Genomic DNA, 19,609 nt, shown 5'->3' on the forward strand with positions numbered 1-19,609 from the left:
ATGCCTCATGATGGGCAAATTATCGTAGATAGTAACTTGTCGAATCGTCGTTTATCGACTGATAAATCTCAGTAAATCTTCATTTATAGTTTCGGCGTGGGTGGTTGCCATGCCATGCGGAAAACCTTTGTAGATTTTAAGTTCGGCATTCCTAAGCAGCTTCGCGGAGAGCAACGCCGAATTGGCATACGGAACCACTTGGTCGTCATCACCATGTAGCACCAGCGTGGGAACGGTTACGGCCTTCAGATCCTCGGTAAAATCTGTTTCCGAAAACGCTTTGATGCCTAGGTAATGCGCATTTGCCGCCCCCGTCATACCTTGCCGCCACCAGTTCTGGATCAAGGCTTCCGAGGGCACGGCGTTCTGTCGATTGAAGCCATAGAATGGTCCGCTCGCGACATCCTTATAAAACTGTGATCGATTAGCCGCCAAGGCGGTTCGGAATCCGTCAAACACTTCAATGGGTAATCCATCCGGATTCGATGATGTTTTTACCATAATCGGTGGGACGGCACCGATCAGTACTAGTTTGGCAACGCGTCCGTCGCCATATTTGGCTGTATAGCGGGTTGCTTCTCCACCGCCGGTAGAGTGTCCTACATGGATAGCATTTTGAAGATCAAGATGCGTGATGACCGCTGCGACGTCGGCCGCATAGTGGTCCATGTCATGCCCATCACTGACTTGGCTCGAGCGACCATGACCTCTGCGATCATGCGCTATTACGCGATATCCCTTCGCCAGGAAGAAGAGCATCTGGTTGTCCCAATCATCTCCGCTCAATGGCCATCCGTGATGGAAGACAATCGGTTGGGCGTCCTTTGGACCCCAGTCCTTGTAAAAAATCGCCACGCCGTCTTTTGTGACGACATATCCATGTCGGTCACTGAATTCCGTTCCGGAAGATTTCTCAGCTGAATTTGCGGGAGCTGGACCAAATGTGGCGCCGGCAGCTGCAAGACCAAGGGTACCGGACATGACTGCACGGCGGGTGGCCGTGATTGATAGCTGTTCCATATTATACTCCTATGAGCAGTCGAGACTGCATTTTCTGAATTTCATGAGCTGATCGGCTCACATGGGAACGCTAACAAAGTTGGCAGACGAAATGACCTATCCCCGGGCTTAGTTCCGCTCCATCTTTGGGAGCAATGTATCTGTCGCTTTGTTGAATGCGCAAAACCGCTTCCGCCCTGGCGACGAGCGGAGGTCTCCGATATGAAGTTGTGCCCAAGCAGACGGCGAAAGCTGAAGGACGAAGATTTCACCGGCCTTCGATCTAGTGATCAAATTGCTGCAATCATCGAACCCGCCGGGAGCGAGGCTTCATCGCAGGTGCAGCATGGTACATGCTTACCGATTACGAACATAGCTCAGGGAATAGAAATGTATCTACCATCGCATGAAACAATCAAAGCCTGGGGTGAATAGCGTCATGGGACAATGCTGTTCATGTTCTTCTGACGGCCTCAACAAAGGACGGTGAAGAATAACCCGGAAGGAAAGAACATGACAAATCATGTACCAAACAGAGGACTCGAATGGGCGAGTCTGACACTGGGTCTGGCCCTGGCTTATTGTATGTTTCCGTATATTGATCGACCGTTGGTTGCGTGGAATGCAGGCTTTGTGGGTACGATCATTATTTGTTGTTCGATTATGGCAATCTGCCATTATCGTAGCTGGACCGAATGGGTCAATTTTGTACTTGGCTGCTGGACAGTGATTTCACCTTATGCACTCGGTTTCGAGGCACTCCCCTCGGCTACTTTGGTTCATATAGCGCTCGGTATCTGCATCGCCGCGAATGCTGCTATTCAATTGATTTGCGAGCCAGGAACAAAGACCTCGGAGCAGCCACAAAACGAACCCTTTTGAAGAAAGGAAACCGGAAGGCAGCCAGGAGCTTGATTCAGTTCCAACATGACCGGATTGGGAGATTTTGTTGGATGCGCTGTGCGTTGCGTGTGGTCCTGCTGTAACGTTATTACCGCGATCGCACGCCATTGAGAAACAAAGTTACGGCGGAGGCCACCGTGGCCCGTGCCTCCCCTTCGGTGGGGGGAGGTCGTAATCCGAGCACAACCTGTAAATGAAGATTATCCCGGATCATTCCGACGAAATGCCCGGCAACAAGCAAAGGATCGCCTATCTGAATTTCTTTGCGGTCGGCTGCAGCCTGGAGAACTTTGGCGAGATGAGCCGTGGTGCGGCCCGGGCCCTTCTCATAAAACACGCGCGCAAGATCGGGAAACCGCCCGGCTTCAGTGATGATGATACGATAAATGCCCAGGACCGAAGGGCTCATGTAAACGTCCAGTAGGTGGTTACCAAAAGTCGTCAGCATATCGGGCAAGTCACTTTGGGTAGTGTAGTCCAGAGAGAGTGCAGAGATCGCGCGATCCGCATTATCGGCAACCAGAGCCAGGAACAATCCCTCCTTGCTGCCAAACTCACTATAGATCGTTCGCTTCGAGCCACCGGTACGCTCTATGATCGCATCGATGCTGGTGGTTGCGTAGCCCTGCTCGAAGAAAAGCTCCGCTGCAGCACGAAGAATAGTTTTCCGTCGAAGTTTTGTCCGTTCGCTTTTCGTATCGGTCACTTTATCGGCCTTCTTCAATAACTTCCGCTTGACCGGTAACCTACATTACCATAACCGTCAACGGTAACGACAATTACCCTTTGGTGCACAAGATGATGACCTGGAAGAAGAAAAAAATCGTTGGTCTGGTGTTTTGTCTCAGCGCGATTGCAACCGCTGCGGGAGGCTGGGCGTGGGCGCGCTCGAGCGAGCGGACGACAACGGACAATGCCTATGTTCGCGGTAATACGACTGCAATCGCATCGAAGGTGACCGGATATGTCACCGTGGTTGATGTAGCCGACAACCAGACTGTACGAGCAAATGATGTTCTGTTCAGAATCGATGACAGGGATTTCCGCGCACGTCTGGCGCAGGCTGAAGCAAATGTGCAGGCGGCACAGGCACATATCGAAAATGTTGAGGCGGAGATCCAGCTTCAGCATATTCTGGTCAAGCAGGCGACGGCACAGAAACGGGCAGCAGGGGCAGATCTTGCTCTCGCGGTCAAAGCGTCTCAGCGACAGCGTGAACTTGTTCGCACAAATTCGGTCAGCAGAGCTCAGGTCGATGAAAGTGACGCTGCGAGGTCAAAAGCAGAGGCTGGCTTATTAGGCGCTCAAGCCGCGCTGGAGGCACAAGAAACACGTATCAAGGTTCTCACCACACAAAAGGAAGCAGCCCTGGCTGCTGTGCTTCAAGCCAGGGCTGCGCGTGACCTGGCCCGAATTGATCTCGACAATACAGTCGTCCGTGCTCCCTTTGACGGCGTTATTGGTAACCGTCAGGTTCGCGTCGGACGCCTGGTATCCCCTGGAGCTTCACTGATCGATCTGGTCCCAATCAAGGACGTATGGATTGTCGCAAATTTCAAGGAAACACAGATTGAGAATATTCAACCCGGTCAGTGGGCCCAGGTAACGGTCGACGCCTATCCAGGAACAATTATCGAGGGAAAAGTTGACAGCTTTGCACCGGGTAGCGGATCGGCCTTCAGTCTCCTGCCCGCTGATAATGCTACTGGCAATTTCGTCCGCGTCGTGCAACGTGTTCCAGTCAAGATCAAACTTGTTCAGAATCCACTTCCCGGCCGTCTGGTTCCTGGACTTTCCGCGCGGGTCAAGATCGATTTGGGGAGTGAGAATTGATGCTCTCTCCCCCAAGCGTCTCGAGCCAAACCAGGCAGAATACAGGATGCCTCCTCCTCGCGGGCATTGTGATTGCCACTTTGACTGAGGCGATTGCGGGTACCGCTTTGACGCTTGGCAAAGGTCATATAATCGGTGATGTATACGCTACTCCCGACGAATTCGCCTGGCTCGACATCGGATATACGACACTGAAGATGATCGCGTTCCTTATGGCATCTTGGATTGCGACGACCGTTAATTTGCGGATTATCGTTGTTGCGGCGACTGTGATGATAACATTGGCAAGTGCGGCCACTGCCTTGACGACCCGATTGGATTTGCTGATTGTTCTGCGCGCATTTCAGGGGTTTTCGGGAGGTCTCCTACTGGTAATCGGACAAACCGTTATCTTTCGAGACTTTTCGCCTTCTCGCCAGCCTGTTCTACAAGCCTTGTTTGCAACAGGGGCTGTGGTTGCACCGGCGACCCTCGTACCGGCACTGCAAGGATGGCTATTGGACAGCTATTCTTGGAAGTGGATTTTTTTCTCAGTAGTTCCTATCGGATTGCTGGCAGCCGGGCTTGTTCTCCTATCAGAAGAAACCATCGGCACCTATATTCCCTATAGGCGCTTTGACTGGAGTGGCCTTCTACTGGCATCAATCACGCTTTTCTGCCTCGTCTATGTGCTCAACCAGGGCGACCGCTGGAACTGGTTCGATGAAGGTCGCATCCGGTGGCTGACCGGAATAGGTGTGGTGACGCTTTGCCTGTTTATTAGTCACCAAGCGAGCCGGCCTGAGGATGAAGGACTGCTCGAGCTCAGTGTTTTCAGGTCCGTCGATTTTACGTTCGCATTCATAGTAAGTTTTGTAGCTGGTGCGGCATTGTTTGGAAGCACTTATTTGATTCCGAGTTTTGCAATCTCGGTCCTGGCTTTCACGCCAACGGATACCGGTATTCTTTTGCTCGCCAGTAGTATACCTTTTGTATTTTCGCTTTTCTTGTCTGCCTTCGTATTCCAGGGCCTGGGCGTCTCTCCAATTGTCACCGTACCCTTCGGGATCGTGATGATCATGATCGCTATGTGGCTCCTGTCAGGCTCCGCAGGCGACAGCGGAATGGACGACATGTTGAACGCCGTTCTCCTGCGGGGCTTGAGCCTTGGCTTTCTATTTCTGTCTATTACGTTGATCGCATTCAGTAGGATGAGTGCACGTAGTCTCCCTGCCGCAATCGGCATCTTCAATACTGGCCGCCAGTTTGGCGGTCTTCTGGGAATAGCTTGTCTTCAGTCTCTTATGACGCGGAATATCGCAGGCAATGTATCTGTGCTCGCCAGCCATATCACAGCTGGATATTCTGCTGTAGGCGATCGGTTAGGAACAAGTGTGGCAGTTCTCGAGGCCCGCGGGATGACTACGGCTGCTGCAAATCAGGCGTCCAAGGCGTTATTGAGCAAGGCTGTCGCGTACCAGTCTACGGTAATCGCTTTCGATACGGCATTTTTCACGATTGCATTGCTTTTCGTTTTTGCTGCGCCGACACTGATCGTTACCAAGATTATCTTGACGCGAATGGCGAGCGCCAAAAAGGGCTCGCATTCAACTTCTGTGGATTATCAAGACAAGGACATATCCACCGCTAGCCCTGTCCAAGGTTACAAGAGCGCCACAAGCGTTGACAATTAGTGCGAGGGCAGGTTAAGCGCTCAATGAGCAAGCACGACCGCCACTATTCATAGCCCCGGCTGTTAACCGTTGTTACGTCTCAGGAGTAATTGTCAGTATTATCGCTGACGCATGGTCGGTGCAGTAAATTACTGAAATTACCTTTGCTCTATTGCCAAAGCAATCTTGCGCTTGGAGCGCCAAGTCGTTGCATCGGGCTGGATCGCCAAGCGGATTCGATACCGGTAACCGATGCGCGGCTTGATAGTCGAATTTCTTGAATAGCTCGTGTCGCGCTATTCTATTCGTTCGTTGTAATATTCTCCAGGCAACCGGCTGGAACATAACTCCTATACCTAGGTGTGGCGAGTATTAGACATAAAGTGTGTAATCGAGACACTTCCGATCAATAGCCATTCGTCGCCGTTCTCGTACATCATGGCCATGCAAGCGATAAGCACTCGATCGCTTTCGGAGGAAGATCGCATGCATGTTGATGCAGAATTGTATCGGCGGTCCTACGGCAAATTGCCATTGCAAGTGATCCTTGAACTGGCGAGATCGTGAATCTGTTCCAACATACAATGGCATATATGAGTGCACCTTTTCCAACAACGCCCGTCAAATGGGTGAAAACGGAGACACCTTATGAAACACGAAACCAACTTGAGCAAATCAGGACCCGACGAACTGGTGCCCTCCCGCTATGCATTGCGCATCGGTGAGATTGACGTTCTGGTCATCAGCGATGGTGTGCTGCCTCTTCCAACCGAAATGTTGGGGCACAACATTGACCCGGACGTACGAGCAGAATGGTTTGACGATATGTATCTGCCACCGGATTCGTTTGATTGGTCGCTGAACGTGGTCGTAGTGCGTAGCGGTAATCAGACGATCCTCGTCGACGCTGGATTGGGTCTCGATCCTGACCTCAACTTGCCGCGCGCGGGACAGTTGGTCAAGCGACTGGCCGGTGCCGGTATTGATCTTGCTTCGGTCACTGACGTGGTTCTCACCCATATGCATATGGATCATATCGGTGGTCTTCTTGTCGAGGGCGTAAAGGAAAGATTGCGTCCTGATCTGCGGATTCATGTGGCGGCCGCAGAAGTTGAGTTCTGGGAAGCACCGGATTTTACATACGCTCACATGCCCGATGGCTTTCCGGATGCGCTCAGGGCAACTGCCAAACGATTTGTCGAGCAGTATCGGGATCAACTGTGCCTGTTTGATGAGCAATGCGAAGTGGCAGCGGGTGTGATGGCCTATCGCACTGGTGGACATACCCCAGGACACTGTGTGGTTCGTCTTGCATCGGGTGAAGATCGACTGACCTTTGCTGGCGATGCCATCTTTGCTGTCGGATTTGACCACCCAGACTGGTATAACGGTTTTGAACATGACCCCGAGGAAGCAGCCCGCGTTCGTGTACGTCTTTTAACCGAGCTCGCCGAAACCGGTGAACAACTGGTGGCGACCCATCTACCGTTTCCATCCGTGGGACGCGTTGCGGTCGACGGTGACGCTTATCGTTGGGTCCCCGTTTTCTGGGATTACTGATTGCTTTTATGATGAGGATTTTCCGGGCACACTCTCGCCAGTGTGCCCGGTATTTTTTTATCGTGTCGGATATCAGCACATCTCGTGAAAGAAAATCTTCCTGGACACAACCAGCGACCTATCCAATGTATGGATAGGGGTTGCTCTGTGCTCAGTCGTTCAGGAGCCTGTTTGTCAAAGAACGGATGGTTTCCATTCATTCCAATATAGATAACGACCGCCAAGCTTTCGACGAAGTCCCTGCTCCTCAGCTTCCGGGGAGGATCCGGATTTGATCTGTGCCTGATATGCTGTCTGCTTATCTTTCCAAACGGCAAAACGACTTTCATGACCTGAAGAGTACGTGGATTATCGGTCAGCTGGGTAAGGGGACAATGCCTGCCGGAGGCATTGAGAGATAAATTAATCAGACAGAACACCAGCGCTTACCGGATGGATTATCTGTACATCTTGAATGCCGACGCTGATGGGCTCTCAGCCGTGATACAACGGAATGCGGATCGCTGCGCGGGAGGGACGCAGCGATCCGCCAATTGAGCGACAAACGTGGGAGGATATACGTTCCAGGCCCGACAGATAGTGTCAGGTAGTCGCTCAGACTGACGGCTGGGTGACCTGAACCGCGCGAGCGGCGATTTGCAGGCGGATCCACAGATTGATAGCACCAACCATCACCGTCAGATTGACAATTTCGTAATCCTTCAATTGCGTTTTGATCAGTTCTTGATCGCCTCGCAGTTCTTCACGTTTTTCACCATTGATGAGTGCTTCGGTCAATGCGAGGGCTGCTCGCTCCTTGACACTATAGAGAATTGATTTTCGCCAAGCGCTGACCATGAATAAACGCATCTCTGCTTCACCATTCGCGCGGGCTTCCACCACACTCGTTTTCACGCAGGATGCGCAGCCACTCATCTGTGAGACCCGCAACCGCACCAATCCGCTCAACGGATGCTGCCACACACTCACATTGATCATTCTTTCAACCACCAGCAGACCTTTAATCGCTTCTGGCCTGGTAGTGTATGAGGGAATAGGCGACATCGTATTTGCCTCCCTTTCTGGCTGAAGATGGCCTACTATGTTCAAAACCGGCATTCAGTTCCATTGTGCTGGGTAACGGGAACAGCAATACTTTGGTGCAATCACATGTGTACGGACGGTGGGTGTAACCTTTCTAAAAGCCAGATATGAATACTGATTTTGTTAAGTAGAAACGACTGCGTTTTAACGGATTTAGCGTATTAATTGAAACCGTTCTGTGAGGTCATGCTGAAGCGCGACTTTTACAGTTTGAGTTTACGTAGAACGATGTCTGTTTGCGATGAGTTTTTGTCGAAAGACTTCTGCTGGCGTTTTGTACCCCAAACATTTGCGCGGCGTATTGTTGAGGCGATGACAGATGAATACGAGATCTCGGTCACTCAACGTTAGTGGATCAAGGTCTCTGGGGAGCCATCGTCTTGTTCGCCTGTTGGTGTTTTCGACCGTTCCCTTTTGCCAGGGCGACTGCGGATCACAGAACCAAGTTTGTGATCCGATCCCGGCCTGCAGGTAAGCCCATTCCGTGAACTCAGTGCCGCGATCAAAAGTGATCGAGCGCCGGGCCATTTGGGGCAGGGGTTGCAGTACGCTAATCACCCCCTCCATCACCGCAAGTGACCGACGATCATTGTTGCGCAACAAAACTGTGAAACGGCTTACCCGCTCGACCAGAGACGTCACATTGGCTTTGCCGAACGTCTTGCGAAACTGGATCGTGTCGCATTCCCAATGTCCAAACTGCTTGCGCCTGGCGACCATGTCCGGGCGATGTAAGATGCTCAGTTCCGGCGGAAATCGACGTCCATGACGGCGCCGGGCATGACGTGGACGTCGTCTGGCACGACGTTCAGGCAGATATTTCCAAAGCCCTTCGTTTCGACCGTCGTCGGAATAAACAAACTGATACATCGTTTCATGACTGACAGAGATGGGGTGGCGCTCCAGTTGCATTCTCCCGGCAATTTGCTGCGGCGACCATCCATCGCTGATGTGCTTGATCACGGATTGACGCAAATGATCAAACCGGATGAGCTTGCGTCGTTTCGAGCGACGTTCACGTGCTTTCTGATCGGCAACCGTGCAGTAATAGCCAGTCAGGTCCGTGATCTGATCGTCGACAAATCCATTGCGTTTCAACTCGCGGAAAACGGTTGAGCGATGTCGTCCAAGCTTCTCGGCAATAACGTCAACGGAGAGGTTTGCAGCGCGCCAGCGGGCGATCTTGCGGCGTTCATCCAGATCAATATGCGCGTAGGTGCGTTCCATGACGGGTTCCTTGCTTAGGATAACTCATTGTTATCGTTTGCAAGTCGCACTTCAAGCTTGAACCCACCTTCCCAAAATGCAATACGGCGTAATCGCACCGTGCATATGATCGAGACTACGAAGTTAATAAATATAGGGTTCTCGACCACCCAGCTTTCCTACGGAATGATTTTGCGGCTCACCTCGTCCGGTTCTACAGCTTCAATCAGAAATCTGGTCATTTCCATTTCCAGGGACAACTCCAGTGGCGCTCGGCATTACTTGTTGTCGAAGTTGGAAGGGACGTGAATGTGTCAAACGAAACTGGTTTGGATCTACCAGTAATGTAGCTATTTCTAACAGCGCATCAGTTGCGGTAGGTCCGATCGTTCTTCAAGAAATGGTGGCGCTAGTTGCTTAGCCTTATTGATAAAAATTAGGATCGGCAATGCCGATCCTCAGTCTAATTATATTTTGTTGTTTTATCATTGGCCCCACAGCAACCGACCTGGTTCCTGGGTGGAGCTGATTGGTTTGTATACGGTCTTGGGAGCATCTGGGCCGTGGCCAGCACGCGCCTGCTTTACAGATGACGTTGGACGGCTATCGGTTCTCGTTGATGGATATTGCCAATCCGATCCGATATGGTCACTTTGGGCAAAGACACTTCCACTCGAAAGAAGAAGTGCTGCAGCGGTTAGAATTATCGCTTTCATTGTGGTTCTCCAATGTTTCCGTTGTGCGATCTGCACAATTCGACGGTAGGAGCTTATTAATCACTTGACGATCATCTAATCGAAAGGGTTGATCTATCATGATGCATAGTAACCAATCGGCGATTGAATAGCCGAGACAGTTCGTTACGGCATTAATCCATATGGTGTATGGTATTATCAAGGCTCGAAGCCGTACCGGATCTCTTGGAGTGGCCACAATTAATCGGATGATCATCGCAACGATGTGCTGAACCTAGACCTTGGTACAATCGGACAGATCCTACTGTTCGATAGGAGATGCTGGGAAGATGGAACATAGTTGACAACAACTTGTAAGAAGAAGTTGTTGGAGAAAGAGATGAAGAAACTGACAAAAATCCTGACCTTTGCAGTAATGTTTTTTTCTGTAACTATTGCACAGCCAGCGTTTGCCCAATCCAAACCCACCATAGTTCTTGTTCATGGTGCCTTTGCAGAGTCCTCGAGCTGGAACGAAGTTATCTCTCGGCTCAAGCGCGACGGTTATAAGGCGATAGCAGCCGCAAATCCGCTTCGGGGCGTCATGGCAGATGCGGCAACTGTCTCCGCAGTTATTCGATCAATATCGGGGCCGGTTGTCCTCGTCGGACATTCCTATGGTGGTCCCGTTATCACAGAAGCCGCTAACGGTAATCCCAACGTGACTGCGCTCGTCTATGTTTCTGCGTTCGCACCAGATCGAGGTGAAACTAGCCTTGGCCTTTCAAAAAAGTTTCCCGGCAGTACATTAGCGGATGCGATTTTTTCAGTAGAGCAGGAGCGGGGTGAACGTGATCTCTTCATTCGGTCGGACCGTTTCCATGATCAGTTTGCAGCGGATCTATCCGAAGATCGGTCCGTTTTGATGGCGGCCACCCAACGTCCGGTCGCACAAGCGGCACTGGAGGAGAAATCTGGTTTCCCCTCGTGGAAGAGGTTGCCGTCCTATTCGATCTATGGAACGCAGGATCGAAACATACCGCCGGCCGCAATGGAATTCATGGCCAAACGTGCGGGCACAGTAAAAACTGTTGTCGTAGATGGAGCTTCCCACGTGGTAATGATCTCGCATCCGGAAGAAGTCGCTGCGCTGATAGAGGAAGCAGCTTCCGTACATTAGGCGCTCGGGCAACTACCGCCGTAAATAAATCTCCTACAAGGAACTATGACCCTGGGACACGTTTGGCAGGCGGGGCCGGTTTGCGTGTCACTCCATTTCTTGCAGACATGACAGGAGCCCACCATGATCAAGACGTTTATCCGCATTGCGTTGGCAACCACTATTCCGATTTCGACGGGGTTTGCCCATGAACAGGCCAGTGAAACATCCACAGTAACGGTCATTTACGACCAGGTGCTTCCGAATGTGCCGGGAAAGAGCATGAAGGGCGTGCTCGTGGAATATGAACCGGGCGGTACTTCGCCTGCTCATACCCATCCTGCTTCTGCCTTCATTTACGCGACGGTTCTGGAAGGAGCTATCCGTAGCCAGGTCAATGATGGTCCGGTTATTACCTATCACGCAGGTCAGAGTTTCTCGGAATTTCCGGGTGATCGACACAATGTTAGTGAAAACGTTAGTCCGACCAAGCGTGCCCGCCTTTTGGCGATCTTCATCGTTGACACTGATGAAACCAACCTCACCACCAATGATTAGCGACTCTGACCTTAAGAGGAGGAGGAAGAATATGTATATCCCAGCAAAATCTTTCATGACTTCATCCAGGCAGCAGATGAAGGAGAGCGAGCAGTCCTCACGTCCCGGGGAAACTCGCTCCCGAATTCAATCGTCCTGCAGGGAAGGTGGTGTCATTGAAACGGCTCAAGAACGAACGGGTTGCCCACGCGGACTTAATCCAAGCTGCCCGTTCGCCTTGACTTGCAAGTCGGAAGGCCAAGTTTGCACTACTAAGACAAGGCGCTCCTTTGTATTTTGACCTCTTGCATTTTGATGTGTCAGGTTCTGGTTTCGATCGCAGGTTGCCAAACCGAATTGAAGAGGACGAAGAAGCACTTTCCCTCTTGGGGGCTATGTCAAAAAGGCAATGTTGCCCCGAGCTGGTACCAAGCCTTGTTATCGAAGATCTTGCCTGGTGTTCCAGGCGCTGCCTTAGTAGAAGTATCCGGTCAGCCTCACGCTTTCGGCCCACAATGCCTCTGCGATATCGGGATCGATTGCAAAAGGTCGAACGCCAAAACGCTCTTGTCTTTCTACCCGTGCGATATCGCAGTTTTCGCAATAAACCCCCCCAATACCCGCCAACTCGGGCGTGGTAGCGCACCAGATTGTCGTGGCAGCGCCTTGCTGTGGTGTCTTCATATCGCGATCCGGATCTATGACTGGTTGTCCGTTATTATCGATTGCGCCGAAGGAGTCGATTTCCTCCCGACTGAGGTGACGCGCTAATGGACCGAGTATCGAGCCGGGATGTACCGAAAATGCCCTCACACCATGATTGATACCACGTGCATCAACTGCAACGGCGAAGAGCGCATTGGCTGTCTTGGCTTGACCGTAGGCGAGCCATTTGTCGTAGGGGCGTTGCACGAAATCAAGATCTTCGAGCGCAAGTCCGCCCAACTGATGTCCCCGTGAGGACAGTACGATGACGCGCGCATTTTTGGCCGCGCAAAGAGCAGGCCACAAGGCCGCGGTCAGGCGAAAGTGACCAAGATGATTAGTCGCAAACTGGCCTTCATGGCCTTCTGCATCGCGAAATAGAGGAGTGGCCATCACTCCCGCGCTGAGGATCAGAATGTCCAGGGAGCCATGCTCAATGACAAACTTATCCGCAAAGCTGCGAACAGAGGCGGGATCAAGGAGATCCATCGTGAATAGTTCAACATTTGGAATATTGCATAGCATCTTGCCGGCGGTGCCAATGTCGCGCACCGGAACGATCACACGGGCCCCTCTCCATGCCAGAATACGCACCGTTTCAAGGCCGAGATTTGACGCGCCGCCTGTCACAACGGCAGTCTTACCTGTGAGGTCGATATCGCGAATAACCTCTTGGGCAGTAGTACATGGGCCGAATGGGGTGCCGAGCGGCGTTTGACCGTGCTGCATATTCTTCTCCTGATTGTGCCTTGAAAAGGTAGAAATCGATGACAGGAAAATCTATAGTCAAATGGCTTGTTTAATGTAGATATTGGCCGGTTGTGATGTTCAACGATCCCCTTTCCCAGCTGCTGAATTTGATTGAAGCCAGCGCGACTATGTCCGTCGGACTTGAGGCTTGCGGGCGTTGGGCAATCGACGTGCCTCCTGTAAGTGCCTTGAAATGCAACATCATCAGGCAAGGTAGTTGTTTTCTGGAAGTGCAAGGTGAGCGATTGATGCTTGCTGCAGGAGACTGTTTCCTGATCGGCCCGGATATCCCCTTTGTCATCGGGAGTGATCTGAATTGTCCGCCCATTCCAGCGGCTGAAGTCTTTTCGCAGAAAGCCTACAAGAACCATGCAAAGCTGGACGGTGGCGCGGGGCCGGGGTTCCTTTGCCATAGTGGTCGCATGGATCTGCCTTTAAACAGCGAACTTCTGCGAGAAATCTTACCATCGATCGTCGTGATTCGAGCGGAAAGCATTGTAGCGGAACGTCTTCACTGGCTCACCAACAGACTGGAAGAAGAGCTCGCCGGCGATGTTCCAGGTGGTGCAGCGATGGCTATTCCGATCATGCAGATGATTTTTATTGAACTGATACGTAGTCTGCCCGTTATGACTGATCGCAGTTGGCTCTCTGCCCTCTCAGATCCCAGAATTGGCGGTGCATTGATGGCGATCCATCGGGACCCAGGGCACAATTGGCGGCTGGATGAACTTGCAGGCATCAGCCATCTTTCACGGTCCCAGTTCTCGGCACGGTTCCGTGCCGCAGTCGGAAATAGTCCGATGGAGTATATTTTGCGCTGGCGTATGATGCAGGCGCACAAACTGCTGGCGCGACCGAATATGACAATTGCGTCTGTGGCTGCCCAACTGGGGTACGGCTCTGAAAGCGCCTTTATTTATGCTTTTCGTCGCATCCTTGGTACGACGCCACGCCGAATGCAGCAACAAATACGCTCTTCCGAGAATCCAGAAAAAGACAACAAATACAAAAAGTTGTAATAAATATACTAGCGTTACTGCATAGAATAAACACTCCATCGGAGTTCACTAGCCGGTCGATCGGCGATAAGGAGATTGCCTTGCCAATGTTTGGCAACCCTTAACCCGTCGGGTCAGTTCCATCAAAAATAAGTCAAGCTCCTATAGATTTCCATAGCATGCAGATCGAGAGAGTTCAGGTTAAACTGAGCATGATGATCATCGGTGAATGCTGAAAAGGCTGCGGCAAATGACGTTTACTTCTATATCGGATGAAGACGATCATATTTACGCTATTGAAGCTGCGCAAATTGTTGAACGTGTGGTGGGGATCGCCTGGGCGACCGATAAAGATGGCGCGGTTATTTATCTGACCGAAGAGCTGCTTTCCCTTGTCCAGTCTTCATTGGAGCAATCCAATAAACCGATTGGTAGGGCTTTATATGGCTGGTCAAAACTTATCCATCCCGATGACCTTGATGGTTTTGCGGCAATATGGCTTAGGTCATTGCGTACCGGTGAAAAATATAGTTACGAACATCGGCTTTTAAGTTCGAGCGGCGCTTATCGATGGTGTCGCAGTTCCGGACAAGCTTTGCGGGATAAGCAGGGTAAAATCCGTGGCTGGTATGGAACCATAATCAATGCCGATGTCCCATCAATTGACAGCGAGCGCTTCAACCTTGTAACGAACTTGGCGTTGGACAGAAAAGCGCGTTCCGATCAACCAGAAACACTTGATCTTACCCATCCGGACGACAGGATATCCGCATCTCATGCCGCCGCTCGTGCATTCTGGACCGGTGTTCCGCAAATCACCCGACACCGCCAACGCCAGGCCGATGGGACGTATCGCAGGATCGAGACCCGGTCGGAGCCAAGCTATAGCGTCAGCGTGGATATCGGAGACCTGGTCACCGAGCAAGACCCTCCTAAACAAACAGCGGCCGAGTTGCTTGGAAATGATGAGACAGAGCCGATGCGTTCGGCCAAGGTTGTGGAGAGCATTTTCGGCAATGGTTGGGCGTTTGACGCAGCAGGAAGATGGATATTCCTCCATCCATTCGCACAGAGTTCTCTCGGTGTCACCCTGGATTATCTTAATGCTGCTGTAGATGAAGGCCATACTGCGTGGAAACGAGTACTACATCCTGATGATTATGAAGAAGTTGCGGAAAAATGGCGTCACTGCCTGGCGACCGGAGATGACTTTAACGTAGAATTCCGCTTTCGACGGGCCAACGATGTGTATGTCTGGGCAAGAACCGCCGCCAGGCCCGTACGCGACGGCAATGGGCAAATCTCAGGCTGGTACGGTATTGCACTCGATAATGATCTATATAAGAAAACCGTAACTGCGTTACGCGAGCGGGAACAAAGCCTGCAACAGCTGATAGACACAGTCCCTGCACTCGTCTGGACGATTTCGGAAAAGGGGTCGCCAACTTATGTCAACAAGCGGTTTACCGAAGTAACAGGCGCGACGCTCGAGGATATCACCGCAGTCGACAAGTCTCCCAATCTCAGTGTCATCCATCCAGATGATATTCACAAGGCAAGAGATGCCATTCATCGTTCCCTGACGACGCATGAACCGTATGTTCAAAGATACCGACAGTTGCGTTCTGACGGCAATTATCGCTGGACCGAAACCCGCGCCGAACCGTTGCGAGACGAAACCGGCGCGATCGTCCAGTGGTATGGTGTCTGCGTCGATATCGACGATCTGGTAACTGCCCAAAAATCCCTGTCTGATCGGGAGCGCGAGCTTTCAATGCTCGTCGATATGGTGCCGAGCTTTATCTGGCGCCTTACCCCGGAAGGAGAGCCGAATTACTTCAACAGGCGTTTGATTGATTTCTTCGGTATGGATGTGGAGGACGCGGAAAAGATGGGGCCAAAACGTCTGGCAGCCATCATGGAAAGCACGACACACCCCGACGACGTGGGGCGGGTATCCCAGGCGCTCAACCACAGCATTGCCACTGGCGAACGCTTTTCGATGAGATACCGACTTCGCCGGGCTGACGGCGTATATCGCTGGGTTGCCGGACAGGCAGATCCACTGCGAGACGATGATGGACGCATAATCCAATGGTATGGTCTATCTACCGACATTGATGATCAGGTTAAAGCCGAGGACGCCCTCAGACACAGCGAGCGCCGTTATCGCGATCTTTTTCAGTACATGCCGATCGGCCTCACCCAGGTCGACGCCAAAAAACTTGTTCTTCTGTTCAATGAATTGCGGGCGCAAGGGGTGAACGACTTGCGCGACTATATAGACGAGCATCCAGAATTTCTAACACGGGCTGTCGAGGCTCTGGAAGTCGAAGAGGTTAATCAGCATATTCTCGAAATGTTTGGGGCCCAAAATGCCGACGAAATGCGTGGTTCCGCCACCCGTTATTGGCAGCCCGGCATGGACACGATTCGCCGTTCGATAGAGGCGCGCTATCGTGGAGAAGAGGTTTTTCAGGAAGAAACAAAAGTAATGCGCCTGGACGGTCGCGTCATCGATGTCCTCTTTACGACTGCACGACCTGATGCAGTGGCTGATAAAAGTCTGGTTGGATTCATCGATATAACCCAGAGGAAGCGCGCGGAGGAAGCATTACGGGAAAGGGAACGTTCACTTTGGCGTCTGGTGGAAGCCTTACCCGTCATGATCGACTGCGCTGATCCGAACGGCGAACCGGTCTATCGGAGCGACCGATTGAGCCAATTTCTCGGCTATGGTCTCGACAGGCTCGACGAAGACGGCAAGCTCAATGCAACGCTTGATGCAGGAGTGCATCCTGACGATTTGGCTGGAGTGAAAGAACATTACGCACATTCACTCGCTACAGGGGAGCCATATGCACGTAGACATCGTTTACGGCGTTTCGATGGGCAATATCGCTGGGTTGAGACACGGGCAGAAGCAATGCGCGACGGACAGGGTAATATCGTTCAGTGGAACGTTATATGTCTGGATATTGATCGCGAAGTCCGAGCGCAGGATGAACTTCGTCTCACACATGAGAAATTAGCTCGAGCGAGCCAGGCCTCAAGCCTTGCAGAGCTCTCGGCGTCGATCGCACACGAGGTCAACCAGCCTTTGGCGGCTATTGTAGCCAATTCCCATGCCTGTCGGCGCTGGCTCACCGCCGAACCGCCAAACACCGAACGAGCCCTTAAGACTGTTGAACGCATCACACGGGATGCCACATCTGCCGCCGACGTTGTCGGTCGAATTCGAGCTCTATTCAGGCAGTCGGCTGACGCAAAAAAGAAAATCACGCTGAACGACGTCATCGCGGAGGTGCGCGGGCTCATGACGGAGGAGCTGCTGCGCTGGCGTGTCCGCACCGTCGTCGAAATAGAGGCAGATTTACCGTATGTGATGGCGGATAGGGTCCAGATCCAGCAAGTCCTTTTGAATCTCATTCGAAATGCCATTGAAGCGATGGAAGCCATCACACGTGATCGCCACTTGACGATAAGGGTGGTTCGCGACGGAGGTTTCATTCAGACAAAGATCAGCGACCAGGGCGTGGGAATTACATCCCCGGAAAGAATATTCGAACCGTTTATTACGACGAAAGAACAGGGAATGGGCATGGGACTCGCGATTTCCCGTTCGATTGTCGAGGCACATGGTGGTTGCCTGTGGGCGGAAAAGAATGAGCCGTACGGAACGGCGCTAATTTTTACTCTCCCCGTGGAGGCGAAGGCGACAAGTGATGAGCATTAGCCAGTTGGTATTCATTGTAGACGACGACGAGCGCATCCGCGAAGCCCTGGAGGAACTTTTGGCTTCGTATGGCATGCGCACTATGTCATTTGGATCGGCAAGAGATTACGTCAATGCTCACAAGCCTGATGTTCCGTCTTGCCTCGTGCTCGATGTCGAACTTCCCGATATTAACGGTCTGGAACTGCAGAAACAGATTTCGGTGCAGGAACATCCGCCCATCGTCTTCATCACTGGACATGGCGATATTCCCAGTTCTGTTCGCGCAATGAAGCGGGGCGCTGTCGATTTTCTGACCAAGCCTTTCAGTGACGCAAAACTCCTTGCGGCAATCAATGCGGCAATCGAACAAGATCAACAGCTACGCAATAGTCGGGCGGAAATCGAATTGCTGAGACAGCGCTATGGAGAACTCACATCCCGAGAACGAGAGGTGATGCCGTTAGTCGTGAGCGGTCTCCTCAATAAGCAGGCAGCTGCCGAACTCGGCATAAGCGAAGTGACGTTGCAACTCCACAGAAGGAATGTCATGCAAAAAATGGCGGCAGCGTCGCTCCCTGATCTCGTACGCATCGCGGAGAGGTTGAAAATACCGATCACCCACTCGCGCAGATCAAAAGGGGAGGAACTATGATCGAGAGCAAGCTCGTAATTGCAGTTGTTGACGACGATTCACGGTTACTGGAATCAATGGAAGATCTGTTGGAGTCGACAGGGTACATGGCTCGCTGTTTTTCTTCTCCCGTCTCACTGTTAACGCGGGGGCTTGGAGGCATAGACCTCGTTATAACGGACATCGGCATGCCGGACATCAATGGCTTCGAATTGCGAGAAATAGTTCAGGAGGTTCGTCCTGATATTCCTGTATTTCTCATTACAGGAAGGCACGAAATAGCGGACCAGGAGCGAGCTCAGGGAATAACAGGTTTCTTCAGGAAGCCGTTCGATGGACAGGAATTGCTTGCAGCAATTGGTGAAGCATTAGACAAGCGTCGAATGGAGGGTGGACATGAGAACTGAACAGCAGTCACACAATTTGAAACCAGGGCAATCGTCAAAACGCGCAACGGATGCGGAGCAGCCATTCGTTGTGATCGTAGATGACGATGAGGCCATACGAGAGGCACTCTTCGAGTTGATCTTATCGGCAGGGCTCAGGCCCATAGCTTTTGCCTCTACACGCGAGTTGATTGGAACAGACCTGCTGGAAGCACCGGGTTGTCTAATCCTCGATGTGCGCATGCCGGGCACAAGTGGGTTGGATTTACAGCGGCAATTGGCACAAAGCGGCAATCCCAAACCGATCATTTTCCTGACGGGTCATGGTGATATTCCGATGACTGTCGAGGCAATGAAAGCTGGCGCAGTCGATTTCCTGACCAAGCCGGTGCGAGATCAAACATTGCTTGATGCGGTTACGTCAGCAATAGAAATGGATGCGCAGCGACGTTCCCACGCAGTCATCGTCAAACGCAATATCGAGCATCATGAGACATTGACCCCCAGAGAGCGAGAGGTCTTGCGAGAAGTGGCACGCGGGCGACTTAACAAGCAGATTGCTTTTGACTTGGGGATCAGTGAGGTAACTGTCAAGCTTCACCGGGGAAATGTCATGCGGAAGATGGAGGCATCTTCCATAGGGGAGTTGATCAGGATTTGGGAAACACTGCCATCGCAGATTCAGAATGCATGACACAAACCCTGCTGGAGATTGATCGTTTCAATTGGCGGAGTTCGGAAAAAAGAGCGCGACATCAATCCAAGGCTGGTTTGATGAAGAATCTGTCCTGATTGTCTGAAAACCTAAATAT

General features: G+C 51.7%; 16 protein-coding genes. 11 read left to right on the forward strand and 5 right to left on the reverse strand.

The features are described from left to right. Window positions 1–51 precede the first annotated feature (51 nt). Window positions 52–1,020 (reverse strand): alpha/beta fold hydrolase, encoded by a 969-nt coding sequence (locus MKS82_RS27610; protein WP_036588350.1) that lies wholly within the window; start codon window positions 1,018–1,020, stop codon window positions 52–54. A gap of 492 nt (window positions 1,021–1,512) precedes the next feature. Here MKS82_RS27610 and MKS82_RS27615 point away from each other — a divergent pair, with 492 nt between their 5' ends. After that, window positions 1,513–1,881: an SPW repeat protein gene (locus tag MKS82_RS27615; protein WP_080692093.1), complete on the forward strand. Its 369-nt coding sequence runs from the start codon at window positions 1,513–1,515 to the stop codon at window positions 1,879–1,881. Window positions 1,882–1,990: 109 nt separating this feature from the next. On the opposite strand, the gene MKS82_RS27620 is transcribed toward MKS82_RS27615, so the two are convergent. Further along, window positions 1,991–2,626 (reverse strand): TetR/AcrR family transcriptional regulator, encoded by a 636-nt coding sequence (locus MKS82_RS27620; protein ID WP_240579555.1) that lies wholly within the window; start codon window positions 2,624–2,626, stop codon window positions 1,991–1,993. Between the two features lie 77 nt (window positions 2,627–2,703). Between MKS82_RS27620 and MKS82_RS27625 the strand changes: the two genes are divergently transcribed. From MKS82_RS27625 to MKS82_RS27635, 3 genes are all read left to right on the forward strand, one after another. Then, entirely contained in the window at window positions 2,704–3,735 is a 1,032-nt protein-coding gene (locus MKS82_RS27625; protein ID WP_080692095.1) for an HlyD family secretion protein, read from the forward strand. Beyond that, window positions 3,735–5,408 (forward strand): DHA2 family efflux MFS transporter permease subunit, encoded by a 1,674-nt coding sequence (locus MKS82_RS27630; RefSeq protein ID WP_151557839.1) that lies wholly within the window; start codon window positions 3,735–3,737, stop codon window positions 5,406–5,408. The genes MKS82_RS27625 and MKS82_RS27630 overlap by 1 nt, the downstream gene beginning before the upstream one ends. A gap of 627 nt (window positions 5,409–6,035) precedes the next feature. Next, window positions 6,036–6,947, forward strand: a complete 912-nt coding sequence (locus MKS82_RS27635; protein WP_151557821.1) for an MBL fold metallo-hydrolase — start codon at window positions 6,036–6,038, stop codon at window positions 6,945–6,947. Window positions 6,948–7,541: 594 nt separating this feature from the next. On the opposite strand, the gene MKS82_RS27640 is transcribed toward MKS82_RS27635, so the two are convergent. Both MKS82_RS27640 and MKS82_RS27645 read right to left on the reverse strand, forming a co-directional pair. Further along, window positions 7,542–7,991, reverse strand: a complete 450-nt coding sequence (locus tag MKS82_RS27640) for a carboxymuconolactone decarboxylase family protein (protein WP_036588363.1) — start codon at window positions 7,989–7,991, stop codon at window positions 7,542–7,544. 255 nt (window positions 7,992–8,246) lie between these two features. Further along, window positions 8,247–9,257: an IS30 family transposase gene (locus MKS82_RS27645; protein WP_240579556.1), complete on the reverse strand. Its 1,011-nt coding sequence runs from the start codon at window positions 9,255–9,257 to the stop codon at window positions 8,247–8,249. A 1,053-nt stretch (window positions 9,258–10,310) separates the two neighbouring features. Here MKS82_RS27645 and MKS82_RS27650 point away from each other — a divergent pair. Next, window positions 10,311–11,090, forward strand: a complete 780-nt coding sequence (locus tag MKS82_RS27650; protein WP_240579557.1) for an alpha/beta fold hydrolase — start codon at window positions 10,311–10,313, stop codon at window positions 11,088–11,090. A 123-nt stretch (window positions 11,091–11,213) separates the two neighbouring features. Then, window positions 11,214–11,627: a cupin domain-containing protein gene (locus MKS82_RS27655; RefSeq protein ID WP_151557813.1), complete on the forward strand. Its 414-nt coding sequence runs from the start codon at window positions 11,214–11,216 to the stop codon at window positions 11,625–11,627. 453 nt (window positions 11,628–12,080) lie between these two features. Here the strand turns inward: MKS82_RS27655 and MKS82_RS27660 are convergent, their stop codons facing one another. Then, window positions 12,081–13,040, reverse strand: a complete 960-nt coding sequence (locus MKS82_RS27660) for an SDR family NAD(P)-dependent oxidoreductase (protein ID WP_240579558.1) — start codon at window positions 13,038–13,040, stop codon at window positions 12,081–12,083. Between the two features lie 95 nt (window positions 13,041–13,135). On the opposite strand from MKS82_RS27660, the gene MKS82_RS27665 reads away from it, so the two are divergent. The 5 genes from MKS82_RS27665 to MKS82_RS27685 all read left to right on the forward strand — a co-directional run bounded on the left by MKS82_RS27665 (window position 13,136) and on the right by MKS82_RS27685 (window position 19,491). Continuing rightward, on the forward strand, window positions 13,136–14,083 hold the full coding sequence (locus MKS82_RS27665; protein ID WP_080692097.1) for an AraC family transcriptional regulator: 948 nt from the start codon (window positions 13,136–13,138) through the stop codon (window positions 14,081–14,083). A 229-nt stretch (window positions 14,084–14,312) separates the two neighbouring features. Further along, window positions 14,313–17,798 (forward strand): PAS domain-containing protein, encoded by a 3,486-nt coding sequence (locus MKS82_RS27670; protein ID WP_151557811.1) that lies wholly within the window; start codon window positions 14,313–14,315, stop codon window positions 17,796–17,798. Beyond that, on the forward strand, window positions 17,788–18,432 hold the full coding sequence (locus tag MKS82_RS27675) for a response regulator transcription factor (RefSeq protein WP_036588374.1): 645 nt from the start codon (window positions 17,788–17,790) through the stop codon (window positions 18,430–18,432). Before MKS82_RS27670 ends, MKS82_RS27675 begins: the two co-directional genes overlap by 11 nt. After that, window positions 18,429–18,818: a response regulator gene (locus MKS82_RS27680; RefSeq protein WP_151557809.1), complete on the forward strand. Its 390-nt coding sequence runs from the start codon at window positions 18,429–18,431 to the stop codon at window positions 18,816–18,818. Before MKS82_RS27675 ends, MKS82_RS27680 begins: the two co-directional genes overlap by 4 nt. Further along, window positions 18,808–19,491: a response regulator transcription factor gene (locus tag MKS82_RS27685; protein WP_036588380.1), complete on the forward strand. Its 684-nt coding sequence runs from the start codon at window positions 18,808–18,810 to the stop codon at window positions 19,489–19,491. Before MKS82_RS27680 ends, MKS82_RS27685 begins: the two co-directional genes overlap by 11 nt. Window positions 19,492–19,609: the final 118 nt, after the last annotated feature.

The sequence above is a fragment of the Ochrobactrum sp. A-1 genome (assembly GCF_022488005.1).
Taxonomy (GTDB): Bacteria; Pseudomonadota; Alphaproteobacteria; order Rhizobiales; family Rhizobiaceae; genus Brucella.

Excerpts from the sequence above, each read along its gene's own strand:
- MKS82_RS27610 (WP_036588350.1), bottom strand. The coding sequence starts at position 1,020 with ATGGAACAGCTATCAATCACGGCCACCCGCCGTGCAGTCATGTCCGGT.
- MKS82_RS27615 (WP_080692093.1), top strand. The coding sequence starts at position 1,513 with ATGACAAATCATGTACCAAACAGAGGACTCGAATGGGCGAGTCTGACA.
- MKS82_RS27625 (WP_080692095.1), top strand. The coding sequence starts at position 2,704 with ATGACCTGGAAGAAGAAAAAAATCGTTGGTCTGGTGTTTTGTCTCAGC.
- MKS82_RS27630 (WP_151557839.1), top strand. The coding sequence starts at position 3,735 with ATGCTCTCTCCCCCAAGCGTCTCGAGCCAAACCAGGCAGAATACAGGA.
- MKS82_RS27635 (WP_151557821.1), top strand. The coding sequence starts at position 6,036 with ATGAAACACGAAACCAACTTGAGCAAATCAGGACCCGACGAACTGGTG.
- MKS82_RS27640 (WP_036588363.1), bottom strand. The coding sequence starts at position 7,991 with ATGTCGCCTATTCCCTCATACACTACCAGGCCAGAAGCGATTAAAGGT.
- MKS82_RS27645 (WP_240579556.1), bottom strand. The coding sequence starts at position 9,257 with ATGGAACGCACCTACGCGCATATTGATCTGGATGAACGCCGCAAGATC.
- MKS82_RS27650 (WP_240579557.1), top strand. The coding sequence starts at position 10,311 with ATGAAGAAACTGACAAAAATCCTGACCTTTGCAGTAATGTTTTTTTCT.
- MKS82_RS27655 (WP_151557813.1), top strand. The coding sequence starts at position 11,214 with ATGATCAAGACGTTTATCCGCATTGCGTTGGCAACCACTATTCCGATT.
- MKS82_RS27660 (WP_240579558.1), bottom strand. The coding sequence starts at position 13,040 with ATGCAGCACGGTCAAACGCCGCTCGGCACCCCATTCGGCCCATGTACT.
- MKS82_RS27665 (WP_080692097.1), top strand. The coding sequence starts at position 13,136 with ATGTTCAACGATCCCCTTTCCCAGCTGCTGAATTTGATTGAAGCCAGC.
- MKS82_RS27670 (WP_151557811.1), top strand. The coding sequence starts at position 14,313 with ATGACGTTTACTTCTATATCGGATGAAGACGATCATATTTACGCTATT.
- MKS82_RS27675 (WP_036588374.1), top strand. The coding sequence starts at position 17,788 with ATGAGCATTAGCCAGTTGGTATTCATTGTAGACGACGACGAGCGCATC.
- MKS82_RS27680 (WP_151557809.1), top strand. The coding sequence starts at position 18,429 with ATGATCGAGAGCAAGCTCGTAATTGCAGTTGTTGACGACGATTCACGG.
- MKS82_RS27685 (WP_036588380.1), top strand. The coding sequence starts at position 18,808 with ATGAGAACTGAACAGCAGTCACACAATTTGAAACCAGGGCAATCGTCA.